Source organism: Pedobacter sp., from assembly GCF_041662865.1.
In the GTDB taxonomy this organism is placed as follows: Bacteria; Bacteroidota; Bacteroidia; order Sphingobacteriales; family Sphingobacteriaceae; genus Pedobacter.
This window is the reverse complement of the sequence record NZ_JBAZRL010000059.1, coordinates 1-17,332: the sequence shown is the minus strand read 5'-3', so window position 1 is coordinate 17,332 and position 17,332 is coordinate 1. Positions and strand designations below refer to the sequence as shown.

10 protein-coding genes are annotated in these 17,332 nt (G+C 38.5%); 9 read left to right on the top strand and 1 reads right to left on the bottom strand.

Features of this window, described 5'->3' with window-relative positions; all coding sequences use genetic code 11:
- The 4 genes from WC622_RS14745 to WC622_RS14730 all read left to right on the top strand — a co-directional run.
- Positions 1-636: hypothetical protein (locus tag WC622_RS14745; protein ID WP_372820468.1), on the top strand; the 636-nt coding region annotated here is incomplete at its 5' end.
- A 255-nt stretch (positions 637-891) separates the two neighbouring features.
- Entirely contained in the window at positions 892-3,591 is a 2,700-nt protein-coding gene (locus WC622_RS14740) for a PAS domain-containing protein (RefSeq protein WP_372820467.1), read from the top strand.
- 190 nt (positions 3,592-3,781) lie between these two features.
- Entirely contained in the window at positions 3,782-4,252 is a 471-nt protein-coding gene (locus WC622_RS14735) for a hypothetical protein (RefSeq protein WP_372820466.1), read from the top strand.
- Positions 4,253-4,738: 486 nt separating this feature from the next.
- Positions 4,739-5,200: a MaoC family dehydratase gene (locus WC622_RS14730; RefSeq protein WP_372820465.1), complete on the top strand. Its 462-nt coding sequence runs from the start codon at positions 4,739-4,741 to the stop codon at positions 5,198-5,200.
- A gap of 14 nt (positions 5,201-5,214) precedes the next feature.
- Here the strand turns inward: WC622_RS14730 and WC622_RS14725 are convergent, their stop codons facing one another.
- Positions 5,215-6,390 (bottom strand): chondroitinase-B domain-containing protein, encoded by a 1,176-nt coding sequence (locus WC622_RS14725; protein WP_372820464.1) that lies wholly within the window; start codon positions 6,388-6,390, stop codon positions 5,215-5,217.
- Between the two features lie 115 nt (positions 6,391-6,505).
- Between WC622_RS14725 and WC622_RS14720 the strand changes: the two genes are divergently transcribed.
- From WC622_RS14720 to WC622_RS14700, 5 genes are all read left to right on the top strand, one after another.
- A complete protein-coding gene (locus WC622_RS14720) occupies positions 6,506-8,431 on the top strand; it encodes a 7TM diverse intracellular signaling domain-containing protein (protein WP_372820463.1) in 1,926 nt (641 codons plus the stop codon).
- A gap of 291 nt (positions 8,432-8,722) precedes the next feature.
- A complete protein-coding gene (locus WC622_RS14715) occupies positions 8,723-11,926 on the top strand; it encodes a SusC/RagA family TonB-linked outer membrane protein (protein ID WP_372820462.1) in 3,204 nt (1,067 codons plus the stop codon).
- A 2-nt stretch (positions 11,927-11,928) separates the two neighbouring features.
- Positions 11,929-13,647: a RagB/SusD family nutrient uptake outer membrane protein gene (locus tag WC622_RS14710; protein WP_372820461.1), complete on the top strand. Its 1,719-nt coding sequence runs from the start codon at positions 11,929-11,931 to the stop codon at positions 13,645-13,647.
- Positions 13,648-13,732: 85 nt separating this feature from the next.
- Positions 13,733-16,762 carry a SusC/RagA family TonB-linked outer membrane protein gene (locus tag WC622_RS14705; RefSeq protein WP_372820460.1) on the top strand — a complete coding sequence of 1,010 codons (3,030 nt, stop codon included), beginning with the start codon at positions 13,733-13,735 and terminating at the stop codon, positions 16,760-16,762.
- An 11-nt stretch (positions 16,763-16,773) separates the two neighbouring features.
- Positions 16,774-17,332 (top strand): hypothetical protein (locus WC622_RS14700; protein ID WP_372820459.1); only part of this gene is annotated, 559 nt, incomplete at its 3' end.

Sequence of the window (17,332 nt, the reverse complement as noted above, 5' to 3'; positions counted from 1 at the left end):
TGCTCTTTGCCGCGGGGGCAACAAACTTTTTCCTTGATGAAAAAGTATGCAAAAAATCAAGCAAGGAACGAAGCTTCCCCGCACAAGCCCCAGGCGTGGCCCGCCGTTCCTAGCCGCCCAGCGCTCTTGGATGCAGTGCACTGTAGGTTTGGTAAGTGGCAGTTGAAATGGGACAACATCCAGGATAGGAGGATACAGGAGCAAAGAGCTAAACTAATAGCCATTGCAATCAGTCAAGTTGGGGTAAGGGAACAGACAGGGCAAAATGATGGACAGGCAGTAACGACCTATTTAAATTATGTGCAGTTAAAAAAGGGCAACCCTTGGTGTGCTGCTTTTGTAAGCTGGGTATTTGGTCAGGCAGGTTTTACTTCACCTAAAACGGGTTGGTCGCCAGCGTTGTTTCCCTTAAACAAACAGACGTTAAACGTACAACCTGCAACAGTTTTTGGAATTTATTTTCCAATGCAAAAGCGCATCGCCCATGTGGGCTTGGTACAACAAATAAGTGGTAATTATCTCTTAACTATAGAAGGAAACACAAATGATAAGGGAAGTAGAGCAGGAGATGGTGTATACCGTAAACGACGACACCTAAAAACAATAAAAGTATATGCCGATTGGCTTGGAAAATAGGAGTTATATATCCCCTCTCCATTTGGGGAGGGGTTACCATCAATTACACCTTCTTCCAGTTGCAGGCAGTAAATTATTCTTGACCTTCGGCTCTGTTTTTTAGCGTAATCTCTATATTGATAGCTTTCAAAGTTCCAGCAAGCCTATCCAGTTTTTTAAGCTACCTAATGAAGCTCTTTTTTTAGAGCTTTTAGCTCTATTAGCTACTTTTGTTTTGCACGTAAATATTCTACCTTAGATTTTTTAACTCTACTCATGAATTTCAAAGACGACTCCAATCTAAAGGCACTTGTAGCTAGTGCTCCAATCGGAATCTGTATTCTAAATGCTGAAACTTTTGTGGCAGAAATGCTCAATGAAAAGTTTTTGGAAATTGCTGGAAAGCCGCGTGAGGCGATTCTCGACAAATGGTATTGGGAACCCTTTGCAGAAGCACGTGCCTATTTTGAACAAGCAATGATAGGCGTGGTTACCTCTGGTGAAGCTTTTTATGCAGATGAGGTAGAACTTATGCTGGTGCGCCATGGGAAAGAAGAATACATCTTTGTGACGTTTATCTATGCACCTGTGTGTGATGAAAATGGCAAAGTGAGCAAATTGGCAGTTTGGGTAGTGGAAAATACCACTCAGGTACGTGAGCGAGAAAAGATTGCCGCACAAAAGCTAATGGCCGAGAAAGAACGCGATCGCTTATACGATTTTTTCAATCAAGCACCAGCGGGGATTTGTGTGCTTGCCGGCGAAGAATTTGTCTACGAACTCGTCAATCCAATTTACCAATCGCTGCTTAAGGGAAGAGAACTGATGGGCAGGCCCATGTTCGATGCACTGCCCGAACTAAAGGGAACTGAAATAGAACGTGTGCTCAACGAAGTGTATCAGACAGGTAATGTGGCAGAGTTTAAGGAAATGCTAATCCCCATTGCCGAATTTGAAGGTGGTCCCTTAGTAGATCGGTACTTCACCTTTACGTATGTACCAAGATTTGACACCATTGATACCGTGGATGGGATATTTGTATTTGCCTACGAAATGACAGCAATTTTGGAGAGTAAATTCAAATCTGAACAAGCGAGCGATAATCTAGAACAGATCATTAACATGTTGCCTGCTTCAGTAGTGGTAATCAGAGGGTATGACCTCATTGTAGAAATGATCAACAATTCTAATCTCGATTACTGGAAAAAAACCAAAGCGGAAGTAATCGGAAAACCATTCTTAGAAATCTTACCCGATCTTGCCGATCAACCTTTTGCTAGTCAGTTGCGCCACGTAATGGCCACAGGGGAGATTTTAGATGTGAAAGAAAGTCCGGTGCTATTTACCATGGCCGATGGATCTGTTCGCGAAACCTTTGTCGACTATACCTATCAACCACTCTCAGATCTGGAGGGGAATAGAACTGGCGTTTTAGTGATGTCATTTGAGATCACCGATCGCGTGCTTTCTCAAAAATTACAAGAAAAATATGCAAAAGAGTTAGCCGAGGCCAATTTACAGTTACATGCAGTAAACGATGAGCTAGCTCGGAGCGAGTCTAGGTTTAAGTACCTTATTCAAGAGGCGCCAGTAGCCATTGGCGTGTTGCAAGGTCGAGAACTAATCGTAGAATCTGCTAATGTCAAGATATTGGAAGTATGGGGTAAAACGGCTGCTATTTTAGGCTTACCGCTGTATAAAGCATTGCCTGAATTAGAAGGACAAGCCTTTCTTTCCATATTAGATGAAGTATATACCTCTGGTGTGCCGTTCACAGCCAATGAAATAAGAGCACTGTTAGAGCACGATGGGGAATTGAAAGAGATCTTTTTTAATGTTGTGTACCAGCCCGTAGTTGATTCTTCAGGATCAACCGCAGATATCTTAGTGGTAGCCGTTGATGTAAGTGAACAGGTGCGCAGTCGTAGACAAGTGGAACACGCTGAGCAAACCCTTCGCCTTGCGCTAGAGGCGGCCAATGTGGGTACCTGGTATATTCATTCAGAAACACGAGAACTCATTGCATCAGATAGACTAAAAGAATTATTCGGGTTTTACCCAGAAGATGAAATGACCCTGCCTCATGCCATTGAAATGATTACTGAAGAGTTTCGTGAAACCGTGAAGCAAGCCATAGAAACGGCCATTACCAAAGGTGGAAACTATGATGTTTCGTACAAGGTGATTGGGTTTAGGGATAAAAAAGTAAGATGGGTGCGGGCATTGGGCAACCTAAAGCTAGATCTTTCTGGAGAGTTTTCTGCCTTTACGGGAGTAGTTATGGATATTACCGATCAGATGGAAGACGAACTTCGCAAAAACGATTTCATTGGAATGGTTAGTCATGAATTAAAAACCCCACTAACGTCTTTAAGTGGTCATTTGCAATTTTTACAGCGTAAAGCGAATAAGGGAAGTACAACTGCAGCAAGTGCTTTTGAGCAACCGCTTAAACAAGTACGGCAAATGACCGAGATGATTGCCGCATTTCTAAATGTATCAAGATTAGATTCAGGAAAGATCCATATTGATAAAACAGCTTTTGATATCTCTGAACTTATTCAAGAAATACAAGCGGAACACTTAGAATATTCAGCATCGCATAGCATCGTACTCAATTTGTGTAATCATATTGTAGTGAATGCCGATAGACCGAAAATAGCGCAAGTAATTAATAACTTGGTGAGCAATGCAGTGAAATATTCTCCCCATGGAACTCAAATTGAGCTCACCTGCGTCGTGCATAACGGGATGGTGAAGGTTGGGGTTTCAGACCAAGGCATAGGCATTAGGGAACAAGATCTGTCACGGCTTTTCGAAAGATATTACAGAGTAGAAAACAACAACAACAATGTTTCTGGCTTTGGAATAGGACTTTACCTCAGCGCCGAAATTATTGAAAGACACCTAGGTAAAATTTGGGCAGAGAGTGAATATGGAAACGGCTCGGCATTTTATTTCGAGTTGCCGGTGTAACCAACCCTTAACACAGGCATTATGGTATTAGCGTAAAAGCGTGCAACTACGAATGGAAGTTGGACTGATTAACGCATTGCCTTTTACCTACATGACGGGTCATGTGTTAATATCAATTTACTTGTTGATAAGAAAATTTGCCCTTCGTTGTAAATAATCTAAACTTCGTAGCTCAAACCAAAAACAAAAAATGGAAGATTTAAATGCCTTAAGCCAAGTGGCTGAGTTTCACAAAACCTTTAAACACCCTATACTAGCGCAAGCAACCATTCCAGCAGAGAGAAGTCAGCTGCGGATTGATTTACTAGCTGAAGAATTAGAAGAGTTAAAAGAGGCGGTTAATCAGGGTAACCTCGTAGAGGTTGCGGATGCCTTGTGTGATTTGCAATATGTATTGGCAGGAGCCGTGTTAGAATTTGGATTAGGTACACAGTTTAAGTCGCTTTTTGATGAAGTGCACCGCTCGAATATGAGTAAAGCCTGCAAAACGGTAGAAGAAGCTAATGAAACCATTGCACATTATAAGACGAATGGCAATGTAGATGCGTATTATAAGGAAGTGGATTCCTTGTTTTTAGTGTACCGCGGTAGTGATCATAAAACGTTGAAATCAATTAATTACTCGCCAGCAGATTTAAAGGGTTTGTTGGTTAATTCGTAATAGATTCTTAAACTTTGCGTCTTCCCGCGTAGGCGGGAACCGTAAAGCTAGAAAGCAATATAGCTCGCATTAATAGATCCTTCGCGGGCTCAGGATGACAGGACAGGGAGCAGAGGATAATAGCATGTCGTCTGATCGTAGACTTTGCTTTTCTATGCTCTTTGTCATTCCGACTTCGTCCCGAAGGACTCCCTTGGAGGAGGAATCTATTAGAAGACTTTGTAATAGATCCTTCGCGGGCTCAGGATGACAGGACAGGGAGCAGAGGATGATAGCGTATCGTCTGATCGTAGACTTTGCTTTTCTATGCTCTTTGTCATTCCGACTTCGTCCCGAAGGGACTCCCTTGGAGGAGGAATCTGTTAGAAGACTTTGTAATAGATCCTTCACAAGCTCAGGGCGATAAAAGGATTATCGAAATTTAACCCAGTTTGTAAACAAAATGTAATTTAAAATGTTACTTTAGCCTATCAGCAACCAAAATTTATGTTAATAGTTAACAATTACGAAGAATTCGAATCTCATTTAGGCAAGGAACTAGGTATCTCTCAATGGCATACCATTACACAACAACAAATCAATTTGTTTTCTGATGCTACGCTAGATCATCAATGGATCCACACCGATCCAGAAAGATCAGCTATTGACAGTCCGTTTAAGAAAACCATCGCACATGGCTATTTAACATTGTCGCTCATCCCATATTTATGGAAACAGATTGCAGATATCCGTAACATTAAAATGGAAATTAATTACGGCATTGAAAGCTTTAAATTCGGTCAGGCCGTAGTGGTAGACAGTGAAGTGCGCTTAAAAGCAAAACTAAAAAGTATTGCGAATTTGCGTGGCATTACCAAAGTTTCCATCGAAGCGGAATTAGAAATTAAAGATCAGCCGAAACCTGCATACACGGGTGCCGTACAATTCCTGTATCACTTTAATCCTTAATTCATTCTTAAAATTTATTGGGTAACTACTGGGTTTTTGGTGGTCGAAAACGTATTGCCTGAAATTTGATTAGCAAAGGGAGCTACATCTTGCATTACGCGAGAGGGGTATCTCTTCGTATCAAATTTTCCGGTCCAATCGGCATTTTTACTATCTCCCACTAAAATACCTGTGTTGGCATTAGAAATTTGATTGTTGGTGAGGGTACAGTTGCTGGCTGCGATATAAAATCCAGTTTCTTCTTTTCCTTTGGCCATGCCGTACATTAAGCGGATGGCGGTTTTAATGTTGTTGATTTTGTTGTTCTTAACGATATGACCAGTCCCATTGATTCGAATACCACCTGTACCTCCTTCAAACACATTGTCGGCAATGATACAGTCGTGACCACCACGCATCACTAATTCCCCATCATTGGCTTCGAAATAGTTCTTTACATAACTGTTACGGCTACTTTTATTGCTAATCACTTCATTCTCCCCATCGCAATGGATAAAGCGATTAGAGCGAACGAGTGTATTTGCTTCTTTTGTACCTAATAAAATTGGGTCTTGACCAATTTGCACACATTCGCCACCGTTGCCATTGGCCCAGCTTACTTTATGTTTAGCGGTAAATACATTGTTTTCGATTAGGGTAAGTTGTGGGCAGCTATCTTTGGTAATCTTCACCTGCACATCTTGATTATCTACATTCGCATTAAACGTACAGCCGTCTACCTGATTGGCTGTGCCATTGCCCGAGATAATGACTAAAGGCATAAATTGACCCTTCACCACATTTGCAGTAAACCTACAATCAGTCAAACGGCAGTTGCTGGTCGTGTTAAACTCTACCAATAGTCCATTTGCGTCCTTTGCTTTGAGTAGGGTACAAGCGTTAAACGTAATGCCGCTTAAGGTGGTAAACGAACCGGTGAATTTAAATAGTGTTTGGTTTACTTCTCCAGAGAACACGACTTTACCGGGTGTTTCGGCCATAATTAGGACTGGCTTTGCTTTTGTTCCTTTGGTAGGGATTTCTAGTGCCCAATTTGTATAATTGCCATTGGCGATGATGATGCGATCTCCAGGAACTATTTTGGGTAAGATTGTTTTAAATTCTTCTTCAGATTTTAGGGTATAGGTGGTAGCCTTACTGGTTTGAGCTAGTAAAAAAAGGACGAAAAGGGATAACGCTAGTTTTTTCATTTGTTTTAAATTGTTTAATGAACTGTTCCTGATAGAAATATTAATTTATTGTTAATATATTTAAGCCTTACTAAAATCAACCAAATTTGACGAACCCTAATCTATTCATGAATTAATGATGTTAAAAACATTAATTAAAGCTTGTATATTCCTTTTATTTCTAGTTCACACGCCTGAATTATATGCGCAGCAAACGGTTGAATTAAGTGATGACTCTAAAGAGCATTTCTTTGTAAATAAAGAAATTGTGTGTTTAGAGGATCCGAGTAGTAAACTTACTATTAATGACGTAAGGAGTGCAGCGTATTCGAATAAATTTATAGCAAATAAGGATTATTATCCAAAAAATTACAATCGCTCATCTGCCTATTGGTATCGGGTTAAAGTTACCTTTACCAAAGACTTAGGTCATGCGGCTATATTTGAGTTTTTTGATCAGATTACCGACCATATTGAATCGTATTTACCAGATGAGTCTGGGAACTATGTAAAAAGTGTAGCAGGCGCAGATTTAACCTTCCCCGAGCGTTCCTATCAACATAAAAACTTTGAGTTTTTAATCAGCGACACTAAAAAAGGAGCGTACTATTATTATTTCAGGGTAAAGTCTAAAGACCAAGTTAACGTGATTATTGTTTTTAGAACGATAGAACGGTTTATAGGCTATGCGCTCTCGGAGTATATTGTATTTGGCTTTTTTTACGGAATGATTGTGATTTTTAGTTTTCACAATCTGTTAATGTTCCTCGCCGTAAGAAGAAGGCAGTACCTCTTTTACATTCTCTATATTTTAAGTGTTGGTTTGTACGAAATGTCAACCGATGGCATTGCATTCCAATATTTGTGGCCAAATCACCCTGTGTGGAATGAATATGCCTATGGGGTAGCACTATTCTTTTTAAGTTCCTTTGGGCTGATTTTCACCAAAGAGCTGCTGCACGTAAAAATTAAGGCACCCAAGGTAAATACGGCTATTAATGTGTTACTGGTTGTTCGTTTCTTATTTTTCTTAACCTGTTTATTCTATAATCCAGATTGGTTTAAGTACAAGTTTTTAGAATTTATTCCTTTAACACTCTGCTTTTCTACGGGTATTTACATCTGGTGGAAGAAGAAATATGGGCCTGCTCGGTTCTTCGTGCTAGGTTATTCTTTTTTGTTTCTGGGCTTTATTATTAAAATCGTACATATTTTAGGCTGGTCTAGGTTTTTTATCGGGAATGTAATTGGCTATTACAGTTTAAGTTTCGGCTTCCTGTTAGAAATGGTTTTCCTATCCTTTGCTATTGGCGATCAGGTACGGATATTAAGGCGTAAAAAGGAGAATGCTCGGAAACAAATTATGAAACAAATGCAAGTGAATGCAGAATTAAAAGATAGCATTAACAGGGATTTGGAAATTAAAGTAGCAGAACGTACACAAGAAGTAGAGCTTAAATCGAAAGAACTACAACAACAAAATGTGACTATTGAACATCAAAATGAGGAGTTACTAGCCATCAATTTAGTATTAGCACAACAAGCGGAAGAAATTTCGCGAATGAATATACTCTTAGAAAAGGATAACATCACCTTAAAAACAAATATAGAAAAGGTAACAGATGCTCGTTTAAATGCAACTGACTTAGATTTTGATGAGTTTAGTTTAAAATACCCAGATCGTGATTCGTGTTATAAATTTTTAGCAGACATGAAATGGGAGCATGGTTATGCCTGTATTAAGTGTAAAAATACAAGTTATTGTAATGGTAAAGTGCCGTTTAATCGGAGATGTACAAAATGTGCGTATGAAGAATCGGTGTTGCATCAAACTATTTTCGAGAATAACCGTATTCCCATTAACAAAGCTTTTTACTTGGTATACTTAATGTACAACCATAAGGGCACTATTTCTTCTCATAAGTTATCAGAAAAGCTAGGGATTAGACAAAGTACCTGTTGGACCTATGCATCTAAGATTAAAAAAGTAATGGATGAGCGGAAAAAAGATCTTAAAGGCGTGGGTAAATCTGGTTGGAGCAAACTCATTTTAGAGAAATAAGTGCTAAAATATCCCTCTCGGCGCTTTAAACAACGATTGTTAATAAAATTTACTACTTTTTTTTAATGCGCACAAAGCGTATCAATCCATAGCCGTATTGTTTAATAATAGCACACTAAATCAGCTAGTTAGCGATTTTTAGTGGTGCGTATCAAGCGTATCAAATTTAATATAACTTATTAAATATCAATGATTTATGACAAATTTTATTTGTAATTCTGAATAGTATTCGTCTATATTTACCTCACCAAATATTTTGGTCATTACTAAAATCAACCAATTGTAAACTGTATGAGGAAAATTCTACTAAAAAGAATTTTGCGGAAAATTTCTATAACACTGCTCTGGTGTTCTATTCTGCAAATTAATGCTTCGACTACTTACGCAAAAAGTAGTACAACAATCAATTATTCAACCTTAAACACTGATTTTCGAGCAAGCACCATGCTTACTATCCATTCATCAGCAAATTTTGCCGATGTATCTGGAGTGGTAAAAGATGCGAGCGGATTGCCGATACCTGGTGTTGGCGTTAAAGTTAAAGGCACGCAAAATGCCATAAGTACCGATGGAGAGGGAAGGTTTACCTTAAGAAATGTAGCGGTGGGTGCGGTATTAGAGTTTACCAGTATTGGCATGAAAACGCAGGAAGTTGTTTACAACGGCCAAGCGAGCATTCTAGTAACCTTACAAGAAGATTCTAAAGGCTTGAACGAAGTTATTGTAACAGCTTATGGCGGAACTCAAAAGAGATCAAGCGTAACTGCTGCTATTTCTCAAATTAGTGCAAGCGAGGTGATGAAATCTCCTACGCCAAATCCAACAAATGCTTTAATTGGTAAGTTGCCAGGTTTAATTGCAGTACAAACAAGCGGTCAGCCAGGTGCAGATGCATCCTTACTTCGAGTGCGTGGTATTTCTACCTTAAATGGAGCAAATGCAGGAGCTATTGTTGTGGTGGATGGGATTGAACGCCCTAGTTTTTCAGATGTAGATCCAAACGAGATTGAAACGGTAACCATTTTGAAAGATGCAGCTTCAACAGCAGTATATGGGTTAAAAGGTGCGAATGGTGTAATTGTAATTACTACTAAGCAAGGTAAAATTGGCAAGCCAAAAATAACCTATACCGGTAACTACGCTGCACAAACCTATACAGGTTTAGCCATTGGCTTACCAGCTTATGAGAATGCATCGTTATTAAACCTATCTTATCGCAATGATGGTAAAGCTGCTCCGTTTACAGATGCAGAAATACAGAAATTTGCTGATAAATCAGATCCAATCGGTTATCCTGATGTACAATGGTTTGATTATTTAACGAAGAAGTATTATTCTCAAACACAACACAATATTCAAATTAATGGGGGTACCAAAATCGCTAAGTATTTTGTATCTGCAGGATATTCTTTCCAAGATGGTATTTTCAAAAAATTCCCATCACCGTATGGTATTAATACGGTACCAAATTACAATAGATACAACTTCCGTTCGAACGTAGATTTAACCTTAAATAAAGATTTTACAGTAGGAATTAAGTTGGGTGGTCGTTTTGCCACACGTTACCAACCTTCTGGTTTATTGTCTTCGTCTGCATTCTCTTACGATACGATTGAAGGGATGATTTCTCGTATTTTGCAAGTGCCAGCCTATGCGTATCCGGTTACCTTGCCAGATGGTAGAATTACAGCAAACCCTAATGTAGGTACCAACATTTGGAATCCATATGCGGTATTAACACGTTTTGGAACACGTAACGACGATACCAACACCATTGAAAGTACATTTAACGCGAACTATAAATTAGATTTCATTACTAAAGGTTTGGCCTTTAAAGGAAACTTTGCGTATGATTCGTATTACCTGAATGTAGAAAGAAGAAATGCAAACTGGGCAGCGTATGTATATAACCCATTGACGGGTACAGCCACCTTATCTACAGATACGAGAAATCGTGATGAGCCTTTAGGCGCCATTCAAGATGGTGGTGTAACTACAGGAACGACTACGACTAACTTACAAGCTGGTTTTACTTACGCAAGAGTGTTTGGTAAACATAATATCAGTGCATTAGCTTTAGGAACGCGTCAATTAGTGAGAGGAGTGGGTACAACCACTTTTCAAGCTCCACCAAGAGCAGCACAAGGTGTAGTTGGAAACGTAGATTATAACTATGATGATCGTTATTTTTTCGGTGCAAGTGCAACCTATAACGGATCTGAAAACTTTGCTGATGGATTGAGATATGGATTTTTCCCAGCATTCTCAGCAGGGTATACCATAACCAACGAGCATTTCTGGAAAAAGAATAATGTGTTAACGTATTTGAAATTTAGAGGAAGTTATGGTTTAGTAGGTAATGATCAAGGTATTGGACGTTTCTTATTCCTTACTTCATATAACCCTACGGGTCCAACAGTTCCATTTGGTAACCCAACATCAATTACCAACTGGCCAACCATTAACCTTCCAGATGCTAACTTAGGTAATGCAGAATTAACCTGGGAAACCGGTACCAAAAGAAACATTGGTATGGAAGCACGTTTATTAAAAGATAGATTGAAATTGACAGTAGATCTTTTTGATGAGACTCGTAAAGATATTTTATTGGATCCATTGAGTGGTTCGGCATTATTTGGTCACGTCTATCCAAAATTAAACAGAGGTGTGGTGTATAATAAAGGATATGAGGTTGAAGTGGATTATCAAGGTAAAATTGGTAATGTAACCTTAGGTATTAACGGACAAGTTGGCTATGCAAAAAACAGAATTGTGGAGAATGATGAACCAGATGGTTTGCCTAAAGCGCAAATTAGAAAAGGAACATCTGTTGGTCAGTTTTTTGGCTATGTAAACGACGGATTTTATCAATCTACTGCTGATATTGCTGCTTCGCCTAAACAACAAGGTTTTAATCCAATACCTGGAGATTTAAAATTCAAAGATTTAGATGGTGATGGTACCATTACTACATTAGATCAGCAAGCGATTGGCTATACCAGCAATCCAGAGTATATCTACAGTTTCACTCCTCGTTTTAGCTACAAGGCATTCAGTTTATCTGTGATGTTCCAGGGAGCAGCGCATGTAAGTTCAAACGTGATTTTAAGTGAGCAGAACAATGGTCAGCAGATGTATGAATTTATGTTAAACTCTTGGACACCAGCAACAGCAGCTACGGCAACTTGGCCAGCATTGCACTCTAGAGGAACAGCATCGTTAAACTACTCGAATAATGATTTTACGCTTCAAAATGCTGCTTATCTTAAGCTTAGAAACGTAGAGATGTCTTACAACTTACCTAAATCTTGGATGGAAACGTTGAAGATAGCGAGTGCACGAGTGTACTTAAATGGTCAGAACTTGTACACATGGACTAAGTTTAAGATGTATGTAGATCCAGAAAATTTAAACGTGGTCAATCAGGCTTTCCCATTGCAAGCCCTTTACCCAAGTTCGAGAGTTTATAATATCGGTTTACAAGTTAATTTCTAAAAATGATGAGAAACTATAAAATATATACAGCAGTTGTTTTAGTAACACTCTGTCTTGTTTCCTGCAAAAAGGATTTCTTGGAAAGAACACCAGGAACTCCGTTAAGCGAGGAAGAAATTTTTGCAGATCCTGCTTTAGCGGCTAAATATGCAGATAATGCCTATAACTATACCATTACTAAATATGTGCGTTTCAACGATCACCGTGGATGTGTAGCACAAGCATCTGATGAAGCAGTTTCTGGAAACTCAGAAGGTACAGTAACGTCATTAAACCGTGGCTTGTACCATGAACATTCTACACAAGCCAGTTTAAATGATATAGGTGATATCTGGAAAAGAATGTATGCAGGAATTGCGATCAACAATAAAGTGCTCGCAAAATTACCTACTATACCACCTGCACCTAATGCAACGGTTTCGGTTTTCGATCCGAAAAGGGTAGAAGGTGAAATGCGTTTTCTTCGTGCAATGTCTTACTTCGAACTCACTAAAAGATTTGGTGGCGTTCCAATTATAGACAAGGTATATGAAGTAAACGATGATATTAATATACCACGTTCATCATTTGATCAGGTTACGGCATTTATTTTAAGTGATTTAGAAATTGCCATTACTAAGCTTGGTGAAGAAGGAACGTATACTGCATCGAATTATGGCCGACCAACTGTTGGTGCCGCTCAAGCTTTAAAAGCTCGTGTTTTATTGTATGCAGCAAGTCCTTTAAATAATCCAACAAGTGATAAAGCAAAATGGAAAGCAGCAGCAGATGCAGCATTGGTGTTAATGGATGGTAGATATGCGTTACAAGCTACTTATGGCGATATCTTAAATGTGCCTAACTCACCAGAGTACATCATGATTAGAATTAAAGGCAATACGCCTTTGTCAGGTGAAATGATGCAGGATTTCTCTATGTCGCCAGGTTCTGGAGGTGCGCAAGGGCAAATGAACCCTACGCAAAACCATGTTGACATGTATGAAATGGCAAATGGTAAAGCCATTACAGATGCAACTTCAGGTTATGATCCAACAAAACCATATGTAGGTAGAGACCCACGTTTTTATAACAACATTATCTATAACGATTTGCCTTGGCAAGGTGGTAAAATAGAAATGTGGTCAACTAATGGTGGTGCACCTTATGGTAAAGACTGGAATCCAGGAAACATTACCTATACCGCAACACGTTACTACTGCAAAAAATACTGGCCAGAAGTTTACAGAACTGTAGGTGGAAGTACAACTTTATTGAACTATATCTATTTCCGCTATGCAGAAGTACTGTTGAATTATGCAGAGGCTCAAAATGAGGCAGCTTATGTAGTTGATGATCCTACGGTGTATAAAGCGTTAGATGATATTCGTAAACGTGGTGGAATTCAATTAGGCGCAAATGGTCATTATGGATTAAAATCTGGAATGACTCAATTAGAGATGCGTGATGCAATTAGACATGAACGTGCTATCGAATTGGCTTTTGAAGATCACCGTTGGTATGATATTATGCGTTGGAAAATCGGTTCTACTACTATTGGCGTGCCAATGAAAGGAATGGATGTGATTAAAAATACAAACGGAACCTTTACCTATACACCGTTTGTGTTAGGCGCTAGTTTCCAAAAAACATGGACTGAAAAACAAAACCTTTACCCGATTCCAAGAACTGAAATCTATAAAAGTAAAGGGGTGCTTACTCAAAACCCAGGTTGGGAAAATTAGTTAATCAATATAACGCTAAAAAAGATTTTATTCAATTATGAAATTATCAAAATCAAAATATATAGTATGCCTTCTATTTTTATGGATGGCAGTACTAAACGTTTACGGGCAAAAGCCTGATGAACAAATCACGGTAAATGGGCGGGTGACCGATCAGGATAAAAAACCTTTACCAGGAGTGTCCATCTCTATACAAGAGGACAAAAAGAATAGAACAGTGAATACAGATGCTAATGGAGCATACACAATTGAAACAACCACGAGTGATGTATTGGTATTCAAAATGATTGGATACGGAACGATCTTGAAGCCGGCAGGTGAAGTAAATGATGGTGTAGTTATGCTGACCAAATCATTAGTAGATGCAGGCGATGATGATTTGGTGTATATTCCATTTGGGGTGAGAAAGAAAAGAGAAGTAACGGCAACTATTAGCACTATTTCTGCGCTTAATTTGCCACAAATACCTTCATCATCATTAACCAATGTATTTACAGGTAGGCTCCCAGGATTATCAATTTATCCAAGTGGTTCGCAACAACCTGGTTATGATGTGTCTAGCTTCTTAATTCGCGGTCGTTCATCATACAATAGTAATCAAGAACCTTTAGTTTTAGTAGATGGAATTGAGCGTAGTTTCGCTGCCATGGATTTAGGTGAGATAGAGAGTGTAAGTGTACTTAAAGATGCTGCAACTTTAGCTTGGTATGGTATGTATGCTGCAAATGGTGTAATTTATGTGAAAACTAGACGCGGAAGTGCAACCTCAACCAAAGTAACTTTTGATGCTCAAGCTGGTTTGCAAGCACCATTACAAATTGCACAACCTTTAGATTCATATACGTACGCTACTTTGTATAATGAAGCATCGCTAAATAGTGGTGGTACAGAAAAATATGATGCAACAGCTTTACAAGCGTATAAAGATGGATCAGATCCCTATAAATATCCAAACAACAATTTTGTTAGAGATTTCACTAAAAATGTAGCACCAACGCAACGTTATGTAGCTACGGTAACTGGTGGTAATGCATTTTTAAAATATTATACTTTATTAAGTGCGTATCAACAAGGTGGTTTTTATAAAGGCGGACACAATGAAACGTATGATGCCAACACTAATTTTAGTAGATATAACTTAAGAACAAATCTTGATTTACACGTAAATAAAAATCTAGATGTTGCCTTAGATATTGGCGGAAGGATTACCAATTTAACATTCCCTAATCAAGGAACTGCAGCGTTTTTAAATGCAGTTTATTCTACACCTCCTAATGCATTCCCAGTACTTAATCCGGATGGATCGTATGGCGGAACGTCAATTTTTCCCGCAGCCAACCCAAAGGCTATGTTAGAAGCAAGAGGTGCAAGTACAGATTTAGTGCGTAACATGATTGCCACTATCAGTGCTAGACAAAAAATGGATGGAATTTTAAAAGGATTAGCTGCTGAAGTATTTTATGCCTATGATATTTCTGGAGCTTACCGTTCTGGTTTTACACAGACTTATGCAACTTTCGAACCTAATGGAACTGGGGGTTATCTTCCTGGATATGGAACAGCATCTAAAGTTGATTATTTAGGAAATTCATTCTCTGGTAACATTAAGAAAAGTGAATTTTGGGCTGGTTTAGATTATGATAGAACGTTTGGAGATCACGATATTAAATTTAGCTCAAGAGTTTCAAGACAAGTGTATTCTGTTTTCGGAAACTTGGATACCAAACGTGAAGGTATCTCAAACCGTTTAACCTATGGCTTTAAACAACGTTATTTTGTTGATTTAACAGCTGGTTATGCAGGTTCAGAGAACTTTGCCGTAGGGCAACGATTTGGGTTTTTCCCTGCAGCATCTGCAGGATGGATCATCTCTGATGAGGATTTCATGAAAGGCACACGTTCATTCCTTGACTTATTAAAAATTAGAGGCTCGTATGGTTTAGTAGGTAACGACGCCATTGGAAGTGCGAGAAGATTTGCTTTTAATGATTTCTTCTCGAGAAGTACAACAGGTTATACTTTTGGTACGGGCTACACTGGTGTAACAGGTACCGCACAATTAGCATTGGGTAATCCGTACTTAACATGGGAAAAAGCATACAAAACAAGTGTTGGTTTTGATGCGAAACTATTTAAGCAAGCTTTCTCTATCAGTGCTGATTATTTCTATGAAATTAGAAAAGACTTAGCCACAGGTTCTCAATTGCCAAGCACTTTAGGTCAAAGTTTAGTATATGTAAACGAGGGAGAAGCTTCTTACAAAGGATTCGAAACTGGTATCAATTACAACAAAAAATTAGGTAATGTTGACTTGAATATTTTTGGAAATTACACCTATCAAAAAAGTAAAATCTTAAAAATTAACGAGGCAGCTAATTTACCTGCTTATCAAAAAGCAGTTGGCCACCCAATTACAAGCGTAATCAGCCCTGCTGCAACCGCTAATTCGGGTGCTGGTTATATCAGTAGTATGTATAAATCGATGGGAATCTTCCAATCTCAAGCAGAAATAGATGCAGCTCCAAAACAATTATTATCGAAGGATGTAAAACCAGGTGATATTAGATATGTAGATCAAAATGGTGACGGAATTATCAATGGTTTAGATATCGTGAAAACAGATTACAACTTTGTACCTAGTTCTGTTTTTGGACTTGGTGCATCGGTTGCTGTAAAAGGTTTTGATTTAAACTTCCTATTTCAAGGAACAGTAGGTAGCTCGGTTACGATTAATCAATTGGTAAATGCCGGAAACACAAATAATGGTTTCTTAAATCAATTTAGTGTAGATAGATGGACGCCTACTAATACATCAGCTCCTTACCCAAGATTATTAATTGCTGATCGAGGTAACAATACGGCAAACTCTGATTTCTGGATTCGTTCTAGCGATTATGTGAGATTGAAAAACGTAGAGTTAGGGTATTCATTATCTGATCGATTTGTTAAAAAGCTTAAATTATCTCAATTGAGATTTTACGTGAGTGGATTAAACTTACTAACCTTTAGCAAATTGAACGATTTAAATATCGATCCAGAATTACCAGAATCTGGTTTTAACTCCTCATATCCGTACATGAAAATTTATTCATTCGGTGTTAATTTGAAATTTTAATTATGATGAAGATGAAAAAATATATATGCTATATATTCCTTGCGACGATGTTGATCTCGCAGGGTTGTGAAAAAGATAGCTTTCTTCAAGATGGGTCATTTAGTGGTGACAATAACGTTACTGAAGCTCAACTTTGGGCAAACCCAGATTATGCTAGGAACTTTTTAAATAATGTTTATTCTACACTTTCTGATCGCTACAATTTAGATGGAGACGGTGGTATATTAGCATCAGGATCTGATGAAGCTGTAAATTCTAATGCAAACGGCGGAATAAATGTTTTAAATAATGGTACTTGGAGTCCAGTAAGAACATTTGACGATGTGTATGCTAATATGTATACCGGTATCCGTAAAGCCAATATGTTTATTGAAAAAGCGCCAACAAGTCCATTTATTGTATTGGATGAATTGATACCTGCTAACGTTGCAGCAAACCAAACGTACGAATTGCAATTGGCTCGTTTGGTTGGTCAAGCTTATTTCTTAAAAGCATTTTTTGAATTTGAGCTATTGAAACGTTATGGCAGTTTTGTAATTGTAAATAAAACCTTAACTGTTAACGATGAGT